Origin of the sequence: Candidatus Cytomitobacter primus, assembly GCF_008189405.1 — a bacterium.
Classification (GTDB): domain Bacteria; phylum Pseudomonadota; class Alphaproteobacteria; order CAJXXZ01; family 1604HC; genus Cytomitobacter; species Cytomitobacter primus.
Genome location: NZ_CP043316.1, coordinates 316,455 through 337,077 on the forward strand (window position 1 = coordinate 316,455; position 20,623 = coordinate 337,077).

A 20,623-nucleotide genomic window follows, 5' to 3' on the forward strand; every position below is an offset into this window, starting at 1 on the left:
ATAGTATTCTATTCGTATTTTCTGTATATTTTTTTCTATATATATAATATAATTTGCCTATGTTACCACGTTCTTGGCCAATGCAAAATGCAAAAAAAGTAGTTGATAGAAATTCTAATGACATTATTTTAAAAACTGGATATGGCCCATCTGGATTGCCACATTTAGGTACAATTGCAGAAATCATCAGAACAAGAATGATACAAAAATCACTTGAATTTCAAGGTAAAGAAGCTAAAATTATAGTATTTGTAGATAATATGGATGGATTTAGAAAAGTTCCCTTAAACTTACCAAAACAAGATTATTTATCTCAATTTTTAGGACTACCACTATTTAAAGTACCAGATGTATTTGGATGTTGTGAAAATTTTGCTGATCATAATATTAATGAGTTAAACAAGCTGATTGCACAATTTGATTTAACAAATCATGTTGAAGTTATCAAATCAAGTGATATGTATTTATCTGGCAAATTCAATAATGCATTGCTAAATGTTTTGCGTAATCATGAAAAAATTCTCAAAATCATGTTACCTACTTTAGGAGAAGAAAGGCAAAAAACATATAGCCCATTTCTACCAATTTCTGAGAAAAGCGGTAAAGTTCTAGAAGTAAAAATTGAAGAATATAAAGTTGATGAAGGTAAAATTACATTTTATGATGAGGGAGAATTAGTAGAAGCTGAAGTTATAAATGGAAAGTGTAAGTTACAATGGAAAGTTGATTGGGGAATGCAATGGCATGCACTTGGCGTTGACTATGAAATGTATGGAAAAGATTTAATAGATTCATTTTCTGTTTCCAAACCAATTTGCAAAACATTAGGGTCAAAAGCTCCAGTAAATATGGTTTATGAATTATTCTTAGATGGAGATAATAAAAAGATTTCTAAATCAAAAGGAAATGGTGTGAGCTTAGATGATTGGATGAATTTCACTCCAATTGCTAGTATGAAGCATTTTCTATTCTTACATCCTGAAAGAGCAAAAAAACTTGATATACGAGACTTACATCGTTATGTTGATGCATACCTAAAAGATTTACAAAGATATCATAATCAAATCAAAGAAAATGATGAAACTAGATATGAAAATCCAATTTTCTATACACATGAAAATGATTTACCTCCTCCTACAGAATTATCTTATGCAATTTTATTAAACTTACAAAAAGGTTTACGTAGTCCTAATTATGAAACATTTCGTAATTTTATTATTAAGCAACATGGGGAGCTTAATTCTACTGAAGAAAAATTGGTTGAATGTATATATAAATTTGCAGAGCACCATAAAACTGAATCTCACCCTGCCCCATCATGGATGATCAAATATTTGCAGAAATTTATTGATAATATGGATGGTTTCTCTACAGGATTAGAAATGCAAACTAATTTATATGCTTTAGGGAATGAAGCAGTAGAAAATAAAGATATTATAGATTTAAAATCATGGTTTCAAACAATATATTTAGTTCTTTTTGGTGAAGAAACTGGACCAAGATTAGGTCCATTTTTTGAATTATATGGCAAAGAAGAGAGTATGAAATTAATCAGTGCTAAGATTAAGTAATTATATGCTCAAACTAAATGAATATGATAATTTATTAGATAAGCATAACAACGAACAAGTAGAATAATGATGAATAATAAAAACACATTCTCACTTTATATACACTGGCCATTTTGTAGAAAAAAATGTTCATATTGCGATTTGAATAGCCATGTACGCGATTCTATTGATGAAAATGTTTGGATCGATGGGCTAATCAAAGAAATGCACTATTGGCATAAATTCACTGCTCACTATAAAATGGAAACTATCTTTTTTGGTGGTGGAACTCCATCATTAATACAGCCTAAAAATATAGAAAAAATTATTAAAACTGCAAAAACATTATGGAAACCTTATACTAATAGCAAAAATAATCACTTATATATAGGCAGTAATAATTTATATAAGGGTAGAGAAATAGATAATTTATATAAAAATGATGAAATAGAAATTACATTAGAGACTAACCCATCATCATTGGAAGCAAATTCATTGCGAGAATTCAAAAATGCAGGTATAAATCGTATTTCTTTTGGTGTCCAATCATTGGATGATGACATTTTACATTTATTGAATCGTACGCATAATGCAGAAGAGGCTTTGAAGTTCATTCAATCAAGCCTGGACATATTCAATAATGTTTCTGTAGATATTATGTATGGACTACCTACTCATACATTACAAACCTTACAAAGCACACTTGATAATTTATTAAAGCTTAATATTCATCATATATCTATTTACGAACTAACTCTTCAGAAAAACACATTACTTAACCACCAAATTGAAAATAAAGAATTGTTTTTGCCTTGCGATGAGCAAATTGCTAATGAATATGAATTGATTTTGAAAAGTTGTAAAAAACATGAGTATAATAGATATGAAATTTCAAGTTTCTCTTTGCCTGGCTATGAAAGTAGGCATAATCAAAATTATTGGCATAGTAAGCAGTTCATAGGCATTGGACCTGGAGCACATGGACGAATTTTTATAGAAAATGAAAATGATTTATATAGTATTATGCAAACTTCTACTAATATAAATGAAAGTACCAGTGTAAATAAAAATGTCTCTTCTAACCAATCTGCAGATTTTACAATTATTCCGCAAAGTGAATTAAATAAATCCAAAAATTCATATAATTCATATAGCAATGAAATTACATCTAAAAAATCTCATTACTACTCAATAGAAAATTCAAAGATACCTGAAAAATGGCTTGAAAAAGTACAAAACAAACACAATGGGTTAAAAGTATTTGAAAATATTGATATAGATACGCAAATCCAAGAGTTTATCATGATGGGTTTAAGAGTCACTGATGGATTTAGTATTTTAGATTTTGAATCTAGATTTCAAGTAAAATTTAGTACTATTACCTCCCAAGATAAAATTAATAAATTACTTGATCATAATTATATTGAAATTAACCAACATAATATAAAACTTACATATTCAGGCATTATACGCCATGGCGCTATTTGTAAATATTTGATCTTTTAGATAAAACAATCAAATTACATAGGGATTTCTTCAGGATCTCCACCTCCATTTCCTATCTCTAATATTGATAAAGCATGTTCAGATCCTGGGAAAGGGCTCATTATCAAGTATATGTGCATAAATCGTAAGAATTGAGACTGTGTACTTATTAACAATCTTAATACATTTTCATTTTGTGCTATGTATGACATATATTTTCTAACCATACATCCAGCCTCATATTTTAAGCTGTTATTATTAATATTAATATTTTCATAATCCATAATTGTATTTGTAACAAATGTTAATAAATGTAAATATGCTGGATGATTATTTTCTCCAAATTCTGCAATCTGTTTTTTCATATAGCAGAATAGCTCGCTGTCATACTGCTTCAAAAACAATGCTGTATTCATATTTGGTTCGATTGCAATTTTACTGAATAATTTTGTTAATACTTTATCGTATATATTATCCAAATTATTTGCCTCTAGATCTGAAGTGTCTTTATTTCTCATTATTGCGACTGCTAAGTCAATTGCTTGTTTTTTAGTTAATGCTTTTGCAATATTAATATCATTATCATTACTTGTAAAGCTTTGAGAAAACATATGATCTATTTTTAATACTGTATCAGATTGTTTGTTTCCACTACTATCATATACAACATCATCATTTGAATTAGAGAATCCATATTTGAAGATTTGAGACAAAATTTCTCTTCGTTTTTGTCTATTGTCATCATTATGAGCTATATCTTCAAAAACAACTGAATTATTCTTCAATGCTCTTAATTTAAATACACTATCTATTCCATTAGCATATCCACTTAGTGTATTAATCACAATATTGTAATCATTTTTATTTGCATTGCCATCTTCATAAGGTGTTATATTCATATCTTCATTATATAAACCTTTAAATAATTGCATAATATCTGGAGCAAAAGCAATTGCAAACTTTGTGACTTCAGATCTGATTTCTTGTTTACCTATCTCATTAGATTCTTCACTCATAAATATATCAGCAACATGTTTTATAGATAATTGTAAATCCCCACCATTAATATCTTTATAATTAGATATAAGCCCTTTATCTAAGTGAGCATTAACAACTCCAGAAGCCATAGGGAAGATATATTTATTCTGCATTACAAATGGGTTGCCATCACTAAATTCAGCACCATTAAGCAAAGCATATATTTCTGATATATTATTAATATCTGAACTTAAAATAGAGTATCTTCTAGTTATATGATGTATTGTATCGTTAATCAGCTCTAGTTTATCTGGATCAGCAAGGTACATATTAGCAGACATTATGCTTTTTAAATCATCATGCTTCAGCATATTTTCTTTAGTAAATGATTCAAGAGTTGGGAACCATAATGGCATCATGTATCTTAGATAATCAGATGCTAAATTATCAAATTGTAGATTAATTCGATCATTACGGTAACTTAGCACTCTGCGTTCAGGTTGTTGAAATTGATTAAATTGACCAAGCATAAATTCAGAGTATAATGTATCAAAATTATCATCATTAAGAATTGATGCTTCATCATCAGAAATATTATTGATAATCATCGTAATCGCATCTATCACATTTTGAGATGGATTTGTAAAACCACATGAAGATTTCTCTATAATAGTTTTTACTAACCACATTGCATGTACTGAAGATTCAATTGGAACAGGGTTATTTCTTTTATCAAAAATATAATGATTCACGAATTGTGTAGCTGAGATACTTCCATCTTGTAATTCATTCAACCATTTAACTTGATACTCACCTACAATACCTAAGATTTCTGGATTTCTTTCTGGGCGTATAAGTATATTAAGATTTGCACAATTATGTTGCAATTGAGCAAAAGATATAATACTGATTATAGAATCATTCATAGAATGCCTTGAATTCACTTCCAAACAAATACGCTTCATTGTATCTACATTATGTGTATCATCAAGTGAACTTTTTAATTTATTATCTTTTAGTAATGCAATTTGTAATTTATAAGACTTAAGAATATGGAAAAATTTATCAGCATCTTTGTAGTAAGATCTTTGATCATCAGATAACTTATTTTTATCAGATAGTAAATCTCTTACAAGATGATCAGTTGTTAGATCAACTTTTGCAACATGATGTATATCATCATCTTGCACATCTGCCAAATCTGTATTGACATTAAAATTGTTACCAAAGTGATGTAATTCATTTTTTGTATAATCATAGCTAAAAACTTCATCAAATGCTTTCCCATTCCTATTACACTTTAATCTGTAAGCAACATATCCAGTAGATCTAGATTCCAATGAATTAATTCCATCAAATTCAATTTCATCTTTGATTAAAAAGTTTTTAATTGCATCGCTATCCATACCATGTAACCAAGATCTCAAGCAATTTGATTCATTATTTATTAAACCAGGGCAAGTACTTAGCTTACTATAATCAGTAGGCTGTTCCTTTCTTGCAAATGATGTTTGCAACATGCAAATAGTTAGCAATGGTAATAATTTTCTATTATTCATTATTCCTCCGTATATTTTTATAAATTAAAACAGTTTATTATTAACATTATGTAAATTTAGCATATATTTTGCTGTATTTTATTATTAATTGCTTATATTACTAAAAATAAAACCTACCTAAATATTGCTATTAGATACCTTACAATATAACATTATTTTATGTTTTGCTCTGGCCCAACAAAAAAATATGCAGAATTTTCATCCTATAATTTATTAGAAGGTTTAGGTAGATCTCATAGATCTGATTTATGGGAAAATAAAATTCAAGATATATATTCTTTAATTAAAAAATCATTACAAATCCCAGATAATTACCAAATAGGGTTTATCAATGGATCAGCAACAGCAGCAATAGATTCATTGTTTTGGAATTTTTTAGGTTCAAAACCATGTCATGTGCTAGAGACTGGAGTATTTAGTAAAAGATGGGGAAATGAGATATTTAATGTACTAAAAATCCCTGGAAAATCAATTCAGCCCATCAACTTAATCAAGCAAACTAACTCATATCAAAATAATTTTGATAATCTAAATAATACTAATTATGGTCCTAATGTTCTAAATAACAGATTCAATTATAATTATGATTTCGTATTTACTATGGTAGAAACCACAAATGGATCTAGGTGGTTTGATAAAAATGTTTTAAATAAAATTCAAGGATTAAAGTTCTGTGATGCAACCTCTGCAGTCTTTTGTGAGAATATAGATTGGAATTTATTAGACTATACTGCTTTTTCATTTCAAAAAGCATTAGGTGCAGAAGCTGGAATAGGATGTGTTGTATTAAGCCCTAAAGCTATCGATCATATGAATAATCATAATCCTAAATTCCCAACCCCACGATTTCTACAAATCAATCATAGTATTTTCCAAGGAAAGCTTAATAATACCCCATCACTTATTTCATTAAATGATATTGCGATTAACTTAAGCATTTTTTTAAATAAAGGTGGGTTACCAAATGCAATCAAGCAATGCAAGTTGAATCAAAGTCAAATTATGGATATTTTATCTCCAACATTACAGTGTATAAACTGCAATCACATCAATACAAATCATAATGCAAATGCAATTTTATGCATGGAAATGAGTCAATGGGGAAATAATCTCATTAATCATAATATATATAGTGATAAAATAAGTAAAAATATAATAGATGAAGAAAAATGGCGAATCATACATAAAGTTGCCAAACAATCTGAGCAATTCGGAATATTTGATATAGCAGGACATCCTGAAGATACTCCATGTTGGAGATTTTGGATTGGGCCCACTATAGATAAAATTCAATCATATATTAACCAATTTATAGATATTATAAGGGATGCAATTTAGTAAAAAGCTAATTATATTATTATCACATTTTCCATTTTTCAAAAAAAATACAGAAGATCGAAATATTGCACGCGTAATAGCTGATGTGGTTCATGATAAAAATTGTTATAAATCAAAAAGTAATCTCAATAAATGTATCTTAGATTTAATCACAACTAAAAAATATGAAATAAACAGATTAGCACAATCTGCAAAAACAGATACGGTAAAAAGATTTATATATAAATATAATGCAAATAAAAGAAACCTTGAGAAATCTAATATGATTGGAGAGGTTTACCCTAAGCATCGTAAATATGATAAAGCTATTTTATTATATGATGAAGATCAAAATATCGAAGTATTTAGAGCTAAATTAATATTTTTAGAAACATTACACTCAAAAGGATATTCTTGGGACAAAATTGATATTATCGTTAGTTCGAAAATGAAAAATTATAGCTTTGAAACCCTTTCAATCTTAAATAATAAATCAAAAAAACTTCCAATTAATACAAACATCAAAATAGATAAATCATCATATAAACCATCCAATGATCTTGAAATTGTAAAATACATATTGGAACAAATGAAAATTAGCCCTGCACTATCTAAGCAGATAAACTTTTATGTTAAACAAGAATCAATTAATCAATTAATGGAAAATTGGATTGAAGATAATTATAATACCAAAGCAATTGATATTCAAATTAACCCTACAATTCCATACTATAAATCTAAATGGAATACATATTCAAATTATGATGCTAATAAAATTGAAGTTATAGGAGGTGAAGGTGTAACAGATAGCGAATCTCCAATAAGGCTTTATAAGAATGCTGAACTTATATTAAGCAATATAGGAATGTACTACAGTAACTTATATAAATACCACTTCTAATACAAGGTAGTTTATATAACTTGATACAGGCATAAAAAATATAGAGCTAACAAATAATTTGCATAATTATATATTGAAGCTTTATTATAAATAAAATTATTTATTTGATTATGGGTATTTTTAATAATTTATCCATTTTTAGAATGCTTGAATAAATCTTCAATTTGCTGCATAGATAAGATCAAATCATTGAAAGATAATGTAAGGAATTTTTCATATCCTTCTAGGTATTTATCAATTTCATATTGTAATTTATTAAGAGTATCTAACCCTTTCTTTGACAATGTAATTTCATATGCTCTTTTATCATATTTAGATTTTTCTTGTTTGATATAACCATACTTTTTCATTTGTTTAATATTGTATGGAATATTAGGTAAAAAATAATTATTTGATAGTTCTAATAATCCAAATTTATTTTCTGATATAAATAATAATAGTACAGCTTGTGTAGCAGATAGATCATTTATATTAATATTTTTTATATTATTTTTCATAGTACTAAACACAACTTTATTTAATCTAATAATATGTTCTAATAATATATTAAAACCTTTTCTTTCCATAATTATGCCCTCTTTTATATCATTTAATATACTTATTATAATTTTGATACATTTAAATAAAGTAAAATAAAATTTAAATGTTTTTAGTATAATTTTAAATTAACATTGATATTATAACTCATGTCTATTAACTTACCTTTAGGGTTCCAATTGATAATCAATAATAATATTATAGAATATGCAAATGCAAATAAGCTAGAAAATAATACTGTGTTTATTTCTGAAGATGCATTAAAAAACCATAATAATTTAGAGGTATATTTTGCATTTAATCGATTTTCTAAATCAGAATTGCTATTTATATCTATTATTTCCATACATAAATTGTTATCTAATATAAATATAAAGTGTGAATTAATCTGGCCAAATAAATTAGTTATCCAAAATAAAATTATTGCACAATGTAATACTCAAAGTGTGAATAGTATGCAAATAGTTAAAATAAAAATAAAATCTATAATAAGTAATAAGCATATCTTAATTAAACTATGCGAACAAATGAACTTTAAATTGCACCAAATTAGCATGATTGGGAAGCATTATATTATAAACCAAATCCAAGCACTAATCAGGCAAAAAAAGAAAGAATATGAAAATATACCTTTTCTAATACAAAATATAGATAAAAATGGCGATTTACAAATAGTTTCTTCAGATTATACAAAGCATAAGCTAAAGTTAGATGATTTTATATGTAATACTTAAGTATTATTACATAAATATAAATAAGCAGGTGGGAAATTATTCAATATATATCCACATTTATTGGCATTTAACCCATATTTTTTTGATTTCTTTTTAAAAAATGGACTATATGACATTTGTAAATAATCTACACCAGAATCTACAAATCTAGCAAATAATTTCATGATTTGTGTTGATTTTTCAGCTCCTAATGATATTAATGGTAATGTAGAAACAAAGCTATTAATTGTATCTATACCTAATTCCACCAATATATCATCAATATGTAAAATATCTCTGTTTAGAACCTTAGCCTTTGGGAATTTTTTAGCTAAAACGCTACAAAACTCATTATCTATTTCAAAACAAATAATTTTTTCTTCTGGCACTCCATGTTTGATTAATGATTCTGTAACTGTTCCTGTTCCTGATCCCACTTCAATTATAAAGCCATCTTTATTTAGATTTATATTTTTAGCAAAACACTTCCCAACAGAAGATGTGCTAGGAATTATAGACCCCATTCTAAATGGATTTGCAAACCATTTTTTTAGAAATATTCTCTTACTCACAAGATATTTTACCAAATCACAATATTTCTGTCAAAAATGCAGAATGATCAGCTTTTATGAAATTATTACTTATTTTGATTAATTATTTTTTATAAAGTTTTTTGCTTGCTTTCTTATGAATCATTATTAATTTCATAGCAATTTAAATAAGTGATTGGCACCCCCCAAATAGGTTTACAAAATATCTTTTTCATACCATAATTTGAAGATTTAATACGAACAAATGGGGTGTAGGAAACATGCAGCATTTTCCCATGATTTAAATTCATTATTTTAACACATGAGTTTATTATTGCATTTGTAATAGATTTATTTATAGATAAAAAAGGAATTGATGAAACAATGATCTCTACTTTATTTAATAAATCATGATCAATATAGCGTTCTAATTCAGCAGCACTTTGATTAATTATAGATAATTCTGGAAATTTACTATGTAAAATATTACATAATTCTTTATCAATTTCTATACAAATAATTCTTTTATTAATTTTTTCATTTTGGTATAAAAATTTTGTCAGAGCACCAGATCCGCTCCCAATTTCTAGTATATATCCGTTATCTGAAATCTCTGGCATATTATCTATTAATTTTTTCCCTACTTTTGGTGACAGAGGTAAAAATGTCCCCATCCTACTAGGATTTTTTATCCATCTCTTTGCAAATTTTATATTCTCTTTACTAAAAATAGACATGAGCTTATTTTAACTCAAAGAACCATTCTAATCTAGGTTTGAGCTTATATTATGATAAATTGCAAAAGATTCATATAATTCTTATATAAATTAGTAATTAGTTTGATTTTTTCTCTATCTTTAAATTCAAAGCATTAAAATATAAATTCATATCTACAGATTCACAAGATAATAACAGAATTTTAGCAATATGCTCCTGTTGTATTGTTCTTTTGATTTCTTGTATAATTTCATGATTTTGCAAATCATCATATGTGTTATATGCATTTTTTTGATTCACTTTATAACTACTTTTATTTTCTAAATATATATTTATGAGTTGTTGTATATCTATTATTGCATTGTTTTGAAATATTTCATGCTTATCAATCAATTCATTATATTCAATAGAATTTTTACACTGTTCTATAAAATCATTATATTCATTCATAAACCTATCAATACATTTAGAATGCTGGTTAGCATATGTAACATTGTTTTGTTTGGAATCATGCAAATCAATCACATAATAACTATCAAGTGCTATATAATCATCAATATACTCACTTAGATATAGCAGTTGAGATCTAATACTACATAAAATAATTTCTAATATATTATTATGTTGTGATTGACCATTAGATGCTTTTATTATATTTAAAATCAAAAAACTTACTTTAATATTATGAATGATCGTATTAAATTTATATGTCATATCATATGCTTTGCTACAATTCACCTTAATCATCTTTTCATAACCTATTTTAGATTTAATTGAATTTTGTTGGAGTTTTTTATACTTTGCATACATATTATTATCTACATCAGAAATAATATTTGTTTCTTGTGATGCTAATACACTGTCACTCACTATATTTTTCATATTATTTTGATTAATATTTTTTAATTCTTTAAAATTAAATAAAGAAAAACATTGGAAAGCATTAATAATATTTTCACATAAAGTTCCTTCTTCTACTTTAATTAAGCAAAGTGAACTTATTATTTGTTGATTTTTTATATTTTCACACACTATACTATAAATAATCTCTATATCTTTTTCAGTAATTTGAATATATTTAACTTTCCTTTCTAAAATTAATAAAATTGTCTCTAAATCAGATATTCCCGTAGCTATTTCTATTTCATAATGCATTTTAATACTTTCAATTGCAGAAGCCTTTTGATCTGATTTTATAGAATTTTTAATTATATTCGTAAGGTTTGAAATTGAAATTGCATAGTACAATTTATCTCTTGACACATTTGAACTCTTTAATAGTTTGGTTTGCTCTTCTGTAAGTTCAATACATTCACCCAAAGAAAAAAAATGATCAATACTTTTATCATATTCTTTAATAATATTTAATAAATAATTAGATTTACCATTTGGATTCTGAATAAACAATGCAGAAGCATCGATATTTTTACCTGAATATTTTTCAAGATTGTGCTCCTGAAAAAATGATTCAATTGCTCTATCAACAGTTTCATTAATATTTACCTTAGCATTTAATATAAGCACAACAAACAAACTGATAATAATATTATACATATACATAGTATAATTATAACATTAAAATTTAAAAATCAATAATATTTCTGATTCAATATTTAGTGTTTTAGTATTTGGGAGTTTATAACAAAAAATAATAGGTGATCATATGACCTATCAGAATTTACTGAATAAGTTTTTGTATATCATTTAATTTTTTCTTGGCAACTTCAAGTGCTTTTTTCATTTCTAATACTGTGATTTTCGCTTCTGTATTCTGACCTTCAAGATTAGGTTTATCTGCATCACTTGCATGATTCAAATTATATCCTGCTATTTTTTCTTGTTTTTCACTTATATTTAGATTCAATTCTGCAATTGATAATTCACATGCTACAACTTCCTTCTGTGCATTTTGATATTTTGTATTATTTATATTACGATCATTTGGTTTGATTTTATTTATTGCACTTTTCAAATTAATTAATTTTTTTTCTTTTTCAGCTATAAATTGTTTATCATTTTCTATATTAACTTCTATATTATTAATATCTTCAGCACTTAGATTTTCTTCTGAAACAGTCTCAATAGGAGTTATTTTTGGTGATTCTGTCCCTTCATGATCTTCTAATGATGATTCTTTTTCATTATCTGATTCAGTCACAGTCTTGAATGAATTTAATACATCAAAAACTTCTTGTTCATCTAAGTTTCCATCAAAACTCTTCTCTTTAAAAGAATCAAAAAAACCAATTACAATGCTTGCCAAAGTTCCTTTTTCGGCACCTTTCTCAATAATTTCACTCACTTCTTCTTTTGATACTTGTAACCCTGCAAATAATTTTACATCCTCTTCAGTAATTTTAATTTCATTAGCAAGAATTGTATCATCTGATGCTAATGACTTAACCACATCTTCATTAGATAGTTTTTGAGCATCTTTTATCTCATCATGCATTTTAATACTATCAACTACAGAAGCTTTTTGTTCTATTTTTTTAGAATTTTTAATAATATCTACAAGATTGCTAATTGAAATTGCATAACTTAATTCATTTTTTGAAGTTTTAGCATTTTTTAATGCTTCTGTTTGCTCTTGTGTTAATTCAACGCACTCTCCTAAAGCAAAGTCACCAATTGCATTATCGCTTTTATTAATATTCAATAAATAATTAGTTTTTTTATCTGCACTTTGAATAAATAGTGCAACAGCATCAACACCTTTATATTTCTTAAGATTGTCTTCTTGAAAAAATGATTCAACCGCTTTATTAACTGTTTCATTAATGTCTACTTTTGCATATAAAGAAGCAAGCAATAAACCACCTAATAATATATTATTTTTGTTCATGATTACATACATAGCATACTTAGATATTAAAAATCAACTTTTTTTTAATATTTATTAAAGTTTTGCCATCCATTACATTAATTTGCATGTAAAATGATGGATTATTTAGTGATTTGCATATGATTTTTAATTAAACATATTATTTAATGAATGAAGCACATTATTTGATTCCTGTAGAGCCAAATCCACCTCGATCATTCAATTCTATATCTCCAGATTGTAATTTATATGAATTCAACTTATTAATAATCATTTGCGCGATTCTAAAATATGGTTCAACTATGAATTCTGCATCACTAAAATTAATCAAAATCACTTTAACTTCTTTCCTATAATCTGAATCAATTGTTCCTGGTGAGTTTAATACACAAACTCCATTTTTATATGCTAACCCAGATCTAGACCTAATTTGAGCTTCATGCATTTCAGGTAATTCTATACAAAATCCTGTTGGAATCAACACTCTTTGCATTGGCTTGATAGTCACATTTTCATCTATACTAGCATATAAATCAAAACCTGCACTTTCAGCAGTTGCTTGAATAGGCATGCATTTATTATTTAGTAATTTTATATTTATTTTCATGAAAAAATTATAGCAAAATCTTCTATTGAATCATAATCTTACTTCTATAAAATTTATGAACAATCCTTCAAATAGAATAAAAATATATCCCAAAACTATACAGCGAGCTAATCATTGAAAACCATAAAATATAATTACCAATTTGTGCAAATCCAACAATCAATAAAGATATACTAACCATTTGCGCAAATGTAGTAAACTTACCAAATGAATTTACAATAATATTTTTGTGTTTCACTTCATTCACATAATTTCTAATGAAGTACATAGCTAAATTCCTAGAAACTATAACATATATCGGAACCACATTAACCCCTCTTACAATTTGATTTTGTACCAAAGCAATAGATATAGATGTAATGAGAAACTTATCTGCAAATGAATCAAAATGTTGTCCAAATTTAGATGAAAGCTTATATAATCTTGCAGTATATCCGTCAAAAAAATCAGAAGTACATGCAGCAATAAAACATACACATGCATATATTGATAATTCATAAGAAATTAATACACAAATTATAGGAGCTATAATTATACGAAATATTGTAATTGCATTGGGTAAAGACATAGCATTATTCTTATCCAGCATTAAAGAAAAATCAATCAGAATTTTCAAAACAACTAAATGCAAATAAATATGGCTTTAATTCTTCTTAAGGTTTTCTATTTCTATTTAAGAATTTACATATATTATGTTTTCTCTGCTATACTTTGCATGATTTATTTATATATTTCACATGCGACCATTTACGCTTCTTCTATTCATATTAATTAATTCTATTATAATATTAGATAGTTAGTGTTGTTCAAAAAAATTGATTTTCATAGCGCTTCTTACATTTTTCATTGTGCGCACTGCAACTTCTCTTGCTTTTTTTGTCCCTGATAATAGGATATTTTTCATATCAGCATCATTTAATGCATTTCTTCTTTCTCTAATAGGGGCGATGAAATCTTGCAATGTTTGATTTAACAGCTTTTTCAATTTCACATCACCTAGCCCACCTTTTGCATAATGAGCTTTTAGATCTTCTAGGTGGTTTTTATCCTCATAAAACGCATCTAAATATTCAAAAACAACATTACCTTCAACCTTTCCTGGATCACTAACATGTATATGATTTGGGTCTGTATACATTTCAAAAACTTTACGCCTTATCTCTTCTTCTGAATCTGACAGAATAATTGCATTACCCAAAGATTTGCTTGCTTTAGCCTTACCATCAATACCAACCAATCTTTGCGTATTACTTAGAACTGCTTTAGCTTCTTTCACAATTCCTTCACCATAAGTTGCAGAAAACTTCCTTACAATTTCATTTGTTTGTTCAATCATAGGGATCTGATCATTTCCCACAGGCACAAAATCAGCTTGAAATATCGTGATATCTGCTGCCTGACTTACTGGATAGCATAAAAATCCCATAGGCAATGAATTTTCATAATTCTTTTGTTGAATTTCAGTCTTTACAGTTGGGTTTCTCTCTAAACGACCTAAGGTCACTAAATTCATATAATAAAATGTTAACTCTGTTAGCTCTGGAATTGCAGATTGCAGTAGGAAAGTAGTTTTGTCTGGATTTAATCCAATAGAAATATAATCTTTCATAACTTCTAAGATATTTGTTGATATAATATCTGCATTATTATCTGTCATGGCTTGTAAATCAGCAATCATCACATACTGTTCATGCTTTTCCTGTAATTCAACACGTGATTTTAAAGATCCAACATAATGCCCTAAGTGCAATTTACCAGTTGGTCTATCTCCTGTTAGAATAATACTCATTAAAATATTCTATAATTTTCACCTATTTATTTATATAACTTTATGCATCAGCTTTATACATTAGTATAAAAATGTTATATTATTTACCATGAACGGTTATGTCAATTTATGGGGAAAGCATGCAGTGTTTTCTGCGCTTAAACATGGCACAAGGAAAATTATAAACGTACAATGTATAGAATCAGTAAAAGATGAAGTTATGAATATAAATCCATATATTAACATTGAAACCGTCACAAGAAATTATTTGAATAGAAAATTACCAGAAGTTCAACATCAAGGTATTTTATTAACTTGTTCTTCATTATCTTGTTGCAAATTGTCTTTATGTACACATATTAAGCCAACAGATAAAATAATAGCATTAGATCATATTAAAGATCCGCATAATGTTGGAGCAATAATAAGATCAATGGCAGCACTTGGTTTCAAGCATTTACTCATGACTAAAGATCATTCTCCATCTCTTGATGGAACTGTTGCTAAAAATGCATGTGGAGCTCTTGAGCAAATTCATGTTATAAAAGTTACAAATTTGGCTGATGGTTTAATATATTTGAAGAAAAAGGGATTTTGGTGTTTTGGACTTGAAGAACACGGAAGTAACTGTTTTAACAATCTAACAAAAGATGGATTTGTACTTGTAATAGGTAGCGAAGGAAAAGGAATTAGAAATCGCGTAAGATCTGAATGTGATGGATTTATAAAAATAGATACAAATCCAGAATTTCCTGTGCTAAATGCATCAGTTGCAGCAGCGTTAGGAATGTATATTTTAAGTCAGAAGAATTGAGGAGAAAAAAGTGAAAATAAAAAATAAAGTTAATATGCTGAGTTTTTTTTATAATATTATTAGGCCATTTAAATGGGTGTTTTTTGGCATTATTATATGTGTTGGGATAACTTCGCTATCTGTATACAGCTTTTTTTGGTTTATGAAATATCTAGTAGATGCTTTAACTGTATGTTCTACAGATATGTCTAAAATTGGAGATGTTTATAAATATGCTATATTTGTCATTTCAACAATTATGATTTATGAAACTTCTGCTAGATTGAGAGAATACTTACAATTACAGATGATACCAAAAATGAAAAAAAATATCATAGATTCTTTATCAGGGAAAACTTTTGCTTATTCTTATAATTTTTTTCAAAATTTTACACCAGCTAAATTTGTATATGCTGTACTTCAAACTTCAGAATCAACAGCAGATATATTTATAGATTATGCTGTAGATTTTCTTAAGACTATTTTTAGCCTTTCATTAGCATGTGTTAGTTTGTTTTATGTAGATATATATCTAGGTTATTTAGGATTGATTTGGATTGCAATATGGATGTTTGCTGGATTTCTATTATCTAAAAAAACACATACAATGTCATACAAGCTTGCAGATTTAAGAAGTTCATTATCTGCTAAGTGGAATAATACATTTGATAATATAGATTCTGTGTTTGTGTATAATGGATCAGAAAATGAATTAGCAAAAAATCAGAAAAACTCTACTGATGTAATGAATCAAGATAAAAAACTTTCTAAATATATATTCAAAGTAATGTCTGTACAAGGATCTGTTGTTGTTGGAATTACTGGAATTGCATTTTTATATATGATTGGTTTGTTTAAAAAGGGAGTTATTACTCCTGGTGATTTTTTATTAGTTGGAGAAACTATCCACCATATTTCACATAATTTATGGGAATTTGCACAAGATCTTTCTTGGTTAGTTACAGATATAGGGAGAATCAAACAAGGTTTGGATATGAGCACAAGTGACTCTATACAAAGAAATGGTGAAATACAAAAAATTAATTTCAAAAATCATGATATAAAAATTCAAAACATATCATTTGCATATAGTGATAAAGAGGTTTTTTCACATGATGGTATTTTAAACATACCTCAAGGAAAGAAAATTGCATTAGTTGGATCATCCGGAAGTGGTAAAAGTACATTTGTAAAACTAATGCTTGGTTTAGAGTACCCGCAAAAAGGAGAAATTTTTCTTGGCCAAAACAACACAAAATATATGAATGAGTATGATCTCAGAGAAAATTTTGCTTTAATTCCTCAAGACCCTAAAGTGTTTGAAGATACAATTTTTAATAATATCAGGTATGGTTCATTTAGTGCTACACGAGAAGAAGTAATTGAGTATGCTAAAAAAGCTCAAATTCATAATTTTATAATGACTTTGCCTGATCAATATGAAACTATGATTAAAAATACATCATTATCTGGAGGTCAAAGACAGAGATTAATGATTGCTAGAGGGTTGTTAAGAAATGCAAAAGTGTTTATTTTTGACGAATCAACATCAGCATTAGATACAATCACAGAAAAAGATATTTTAAATGCAATTGAAGAAATAGATTCTAGTAAAACTAAGTTTATTATTGCACATAGATTATATACAATTAAAAATTCTGACCATATTCTAGTGTTCCAGCATGGAAAGATAGTACAACAAGGAAGTCATGATTCTTTGATTTTACAAAATGGTTTATACCAAGAATTATATAAAATTCAGATTCAAAATTAAATCAAACTTAAAATATAAAAAATAATATAAAATGCACGTAAAAAATCAATGCTCCAAACATTTAGTTCGTACATAAATTGATCAAGAATATAATCAAGCAATAAACACATAGCATAATAAGTTCAAATAAAAACATTGAAAAACTAAATTTTCTTTAGTACAATACAACGATGAAAAGTAGTTTGTTAGCTTCTGTTTTGTTTTTTTCTTTTGTTATTAATGCAGAAGATAAAAAAATTAACGAAGCAATGTTAAAATTTGATGGTGACGTTCATAGTTCGCTTATGGATAAGTTTAAGGGTGAAGATTTTCTTAATAATATTTCAACTGATTTTCTTGAATCTCATACAAAAAACTTTAATATTCTAAGAAAACAAAATGTGAATATTGTTGGATATTACTCTGAAGAACATAAAGTATTTGTAGATAAAAATAGTATATATGATTTAGCAAATGAAGATTTATTTCAATTGCTAATGCAAGAAAAATACATTTTACAAGGTAGTGAAAAGGTTAAAATATATCAATTAAATCAAAATATATGGAATAAAATAACTAAAGAGCAAAAAGATAGCATTGAGTTAAAAGTAGCAATAGATGACATGTTAGAGAGTGGATTAAACACATTAGTAGGTTATATTGCTGATCAAGAGTTATGTGGATATGAAGTTAGTCAATTCAATGTCATTGAGAATATGAAGAAAACTGAACAAGAGCTCAAAGATAATTTACAATCTATTACTAAAGGATTTTCTAAAACTATCGACATAAATACTATTGCTAAAAATAAAATCAAAGAATTGGAAAATACTGCTGCAGTTGATAATATTGCAAAAAATGAACTTGAAATCAAAATGCAAGAAATGCAGGAAAACCTAAATCGTATTAAAAAGGAAAAAGCTGAAGAAGTAATAGATTTTCAGAGTGCTTTAGAAACTTTGAAAAATAAAAAAGCTGAACTAGAATCAGAAGTAGAAGAAGTAAAAAACGAATTAAGTTCTGTGAATACTACGCAAGAAAACATCGATGATATGCAAAAAATCAAAAAAGAGCTAGAAGAATCTTTGAACCAAAAAGATGCTGCAATAACTGAGCTTACATCAAAACTAAACTCATATAAAGAGAACGTACAGCAAGCTGAGCAAGAAAAAACAGATTTTAAAAATAATATAAATAAGCTTAAGAGTGAAAAATCTGAACTTACAAATGCAATAGATATAATAACAAAAGCAAATGAACTATTTGAATTCAAACTAAATGCTGCAAATACTGAAAAAGTAACATTACAAGAAAATTTAGAAAGTATAATGCAAGAAAAGAGTGAACTGCAAGAAACAGTAAATTCAATCGAATCTGATATGCAAGTTGCTTCTAATATAGATGCTGAAGAAAAGAATGAACTGCAAAATCAAGTGATAGAGCTTCAAAATAAACTCGATACTATAGAAAATGAAAGGTTATTAGAATCTCAAAATCAATTATCTGCACGTGAAGATGCGATACAAAAAGCAATAAATGAGCAGCATAAGCTTAATAATCTATTGGTTAATGCAGGCATGAGTAGAGATAACTTACAGAAAAGCATTAAAGATATTGAGAATACTAAAATTCAACTGCAAACTCAACTAAATACGACACAACAAGAAAAATCTGAACTTGAAGCTCAAATAAAAACAATGCAAGAAAAATCAACTCAAGATCAAGCTAATATTGAATCTACTGCTAAAATAGCAAAAGATAAAATAGCTGCTATGCATAGCCAAACCAAGAAACTTGAAGGTAAGTTAGCTGATTCTATTAGACAAGATGAAGTTAGTGTTACGATGCATAAAAATGCAGAAGCAGAAATAAAAAAACTTCAAAATGATTTAAATGCTGTACAAACAAATTTGGAAAATAAGATTACGGAAACCAATGCACTGAAAGGTGAATTAAGTGAATCTCAATCTAATATGCAAACAGCTATTGAGTCTGCTGCCCAAGCACAAAAAGATAAAATTGATGAAATAGCACACCTTCAAAATGATCATGATGAAGTATTATCTAGACAAGAAATTGAAAGCGAATATCACCTTGAATATTCTAAGATCCAATTGAAATTTGAATATCATATCCAGAATAATTTAAAAAGAAAAGAGATTAATAGACTTGCTAACAAAAATCAAAAATTGCAACAAATTGTAGAAACTTATAAAAATGTACAGTCTTCAAGCCGTGCTCTCAATGAAGATATTGAAGAAGCTATATCCTTATTTAGAAACAAGCAGCACTCAGAAGGCTTTGCCCATTTATATAGGATTATGGACATAAACAATAAAACAAATAATGAATATGTCAGTCCAGTACGACAATCTGCATCTGCACAAAATACAAAACCATGCCCTCCTCCACACCTAAATAAGCTTGGTTAAACTTTAAATGGTTAATAAAATAATTTAAATCTAACTTTTCAAACATTAAACAAATATATTTTAAAATAGCATTAAGTTATCTGAACATTACTTTCCACATAATAATCAACTAAATTTTATCTGAACATTCTATCAAAATTCATGTAATATTAGCAATTA

17 protein-coding genes are annotated in these 20,623 nt (G+C 27.0%); 8 read left to right on the forward strand and 9 right to left on the reverse strand.

All coding sequences use genetic code 11. From position 1 onward, the window contains the following. Positions 1-59: 59 nt before the first annotated feature. Both lysS and FZC34_RS01410 read left to right on the forward strand, forming a co-directional pair. The gene (gene lysS / locus FZC34_RS01405; protein WP_148971685.1) at positions 60-1,571 is read left to right on the forward strand and encodes a lysine--tRNA ligase; all 1,512 of its coding nucleotides are present in this window, start codon (positions 60-62) and stop codon (positions 1,569-1,571) included. A gap of 69 nt (positions 1,572-1,640) precedes the next feature. Further along, positions 1,641-3,056, forward strand: a complete 1,416-nt coding sequence (locus FZC34_RS01410) for a coproporphyrinogen-III oxidase family protein (RefSeq protein WP_187440000.1) — start codon at positions 1,641-1,643, stop codon at positions 3,054-3,056. A gap of 14 nt (positions 3,057-3,070) precedes the next feature. Here FZC34_RS01410 and FZC34_RS01415 read toward each other — a convergent pair whose 3' ends face one another. After that, complete coding sequence (locus FZC34_RS01415; protein ID WP_148971687.1) at positions 3,071-5,572, reverse strand: hypothetical protein; 2,502 nt, start codon at positions 5,570-5,572, stop codon at positions 3,071-3,073. Between the two features lie 159 nt (positions 5,573-5,731). On the opposite strand from FZC34_RS01415, the gene FZC34_RS01420 reads away from it, so the two are divergent. Together FZC34_RS01420 and FZC34_RS01425 are read left to right on the forward strand one after the other, a co-directional pair. Beyond that, on the forward strand, positions 5,732-6,910 hold the full coding sequence (locus FZC34_RS01420) for a PLP-dependent aminotransferase family protein (protein ID WP_148971688.1): 1,179 nt from the start codon (positions 5,732-5,734) through the stop codon (positions 6,908-6,910). Then, positions 6,900-7,790 (forward strand): hypothetical protein, encoded by an 891-nt coding sequence (locus FZC34_RS01425; protein WP_148971689.1) that lies wholly within the window; start codon positions 6,900-6,902, stop codon positions 7,788-7,790. The genes FZC34_RS01420 and FZC34_RS01425 overlap by 11 nt, the downstream gene beginning before the upstream one ends. Positions 7,791-7,918: 128 nt before the next feature. Here the strand turns inward: FZC34_RS01425 and FZC34_RS01430 are convergent, their stop codons facing one another. Continuing rightward, entirely contained in the window at positions 7,919-8,356 is a 438-nt protein-coding gene (locus FZC34_RS01430) for a helix-turn-helix domain-containing protein (protein WP_148971690.1), read from the reverse strand. Positions 8,357-8,476: 120 nt separating this feature from the next. On the opposite strand from FZC34_RS01430, the gene FZC34_RS01435 reads away from it, so the two are divergent. Further along, positions 8,477-9,061: a hypothetical protein gene (locus tag FZC34_RS01435; protein WP_148971691.1), complete on the forward strand. Its 585-nt coding sequence runs from the start codon at positions 8,477-8,479 to the stop codon at positions 9,059-9,061. Here FZC34_RS01435 and FZC34_RS01440 read toward each other — a convergent pair. From FZC34_RS01440 to trpS, 7 genes are all read right to left on the reverse strand, one after another. Next, positions 9,058-9,612, reverse strand: coding sequence for a class I SAM-dependent methyltransferase (locus tag FZC34_RS01440; protein WP_148971692.1), 555 nt, complete (start codon positions 9,610-9,612; stop codon positions 9,058-9,060). The genes FZC34_RS01435 and FZC34_RS01440 overlap by 4 nt on opposite strands. A gap of 113 nt (positions 9,613-9,725) precedes the next feature. After that, positions 9,726-10,307 carry a class I SAM-dependent methyltransferase gene (locus tag FZC34_RS01445; RefSeq protein ID WP_148971693.1) on the reverse strand — a complete coding sequence of 194 codons (582 nt, stop codon included), beginning with the start codon at positions 10,305-10,307 and terminating at the stop codon, positions 9,726-9,728. A 97-nt stretch (positions 10,308-10,404) separates the two neighbouring features. After that, a complete protein-coding gene (locus tag FZC34_RS01450) occupies positions 10,405-11,847 on the reverse strand; it encodes a hypothetical protein (RefSeq protein ID WP_148971694.1) in 1,443 nt (480 codons plus the stop codon). 118 nt (positions 11,848-11,965) lie between these two features. Continuing rightward, positions 11,966-13,132 (reverse strand): hypothetical protein, encoded by a 1,167-nt coding sequence (locus FZC34_RS01455; protein WP_148971695.1) that lies wholly within the window; start codon positions 13,130-13,132, stop codon positions 11,966-11,968. Between the two features lie 160 nt (positions 13,133-13,292). Further along, positions 13,293-13,718 carry a dUTP diphosphatase gene (gene dut, locus FZC34_RS01460; protein ID WP_148971696.1) on the reverse strand — a complete coding sequence of 142 codons (426 nt, stop codon included), beginning with the start codon at positions 13,716-13,718 and terminating at the stop codon, positions 13,293-13,295. A gap of 67 nt (positions 13,719-13,785) precedes the next feature. Next, positions 13,786-14,286 carry a CDP-alcohol phosphatidyltransferase family protein gene (locus tag FZC34_RS01465; RefSeq protein ID WP_187440001.1) on the reverse strand — a complete coding sequence of 167 codons (501 nt, stop codon included), beginning with the start codon at positions 14,284-14,286 and terminating at the stop codon, positions 13,786-13,788. 228 nt (positions 14,287-14,514) lie between these two features. After that, a complete protein-coding gene (gene trpS, locus FZC34_RS01470) occupies positions 14,515-15,507 on the reverse strand; it encodes a tryptophan--tRNA ligase (protein WP_222884915.1) in 993 nt (330 codons plus the stop codon). An 88-nt stretch (positions 15,508-15,595) separates the two neighbouring features. Between trpS and rlmB the strand changes: the two genes are divergently transcribed. From rlmB to FZC34_RS01485, 3 genes are all read left to right on the forward strand, one after another. Next, the gene (gene rlmB / locus FZC34_RS01475) at positions 15,596-16,300 is read left to right on the forward strand and encodes a 23S rRNA (guanosine(2251)-2'-O)-methyltransferase RlmB (RefSeq protein ID WP_148971699.1); all 705 of its coding nucleotides are present in this window, start codon (positions 15,596-15,598) and stop codon (positions 16,298-16,300) included. A gap of 10 nt (positions 16,301-16,310) precedes the next feature. Further along, positions 16,311-18,053 carry an ABC transporter ATP-binding protein gene (locus tag FZC34_RS01480; protein ID WP_148971700.1) on the forward strand — a complete coding sequence of 581 codons (1,743 nt, stop codon included), beginning with the start codon at positions 16,311-16,313 and terminating at the stop codon, positions 18,051-18,053. Positions 18,054-18,223: 170 nt separating this feature from the next. Continuing rightward, a complete protein-coding gene (locus tag FZC34_RS01485) occupies positions 18,224-20,464 on the forward strand; it encodes a coiled-coil domain-containing protein (protein ID WP_148971701.1) in 2,241 nt (746 codons plus the stop codon). Positions 20,465-20,623 lie beyond the last annotated feature (159 nt).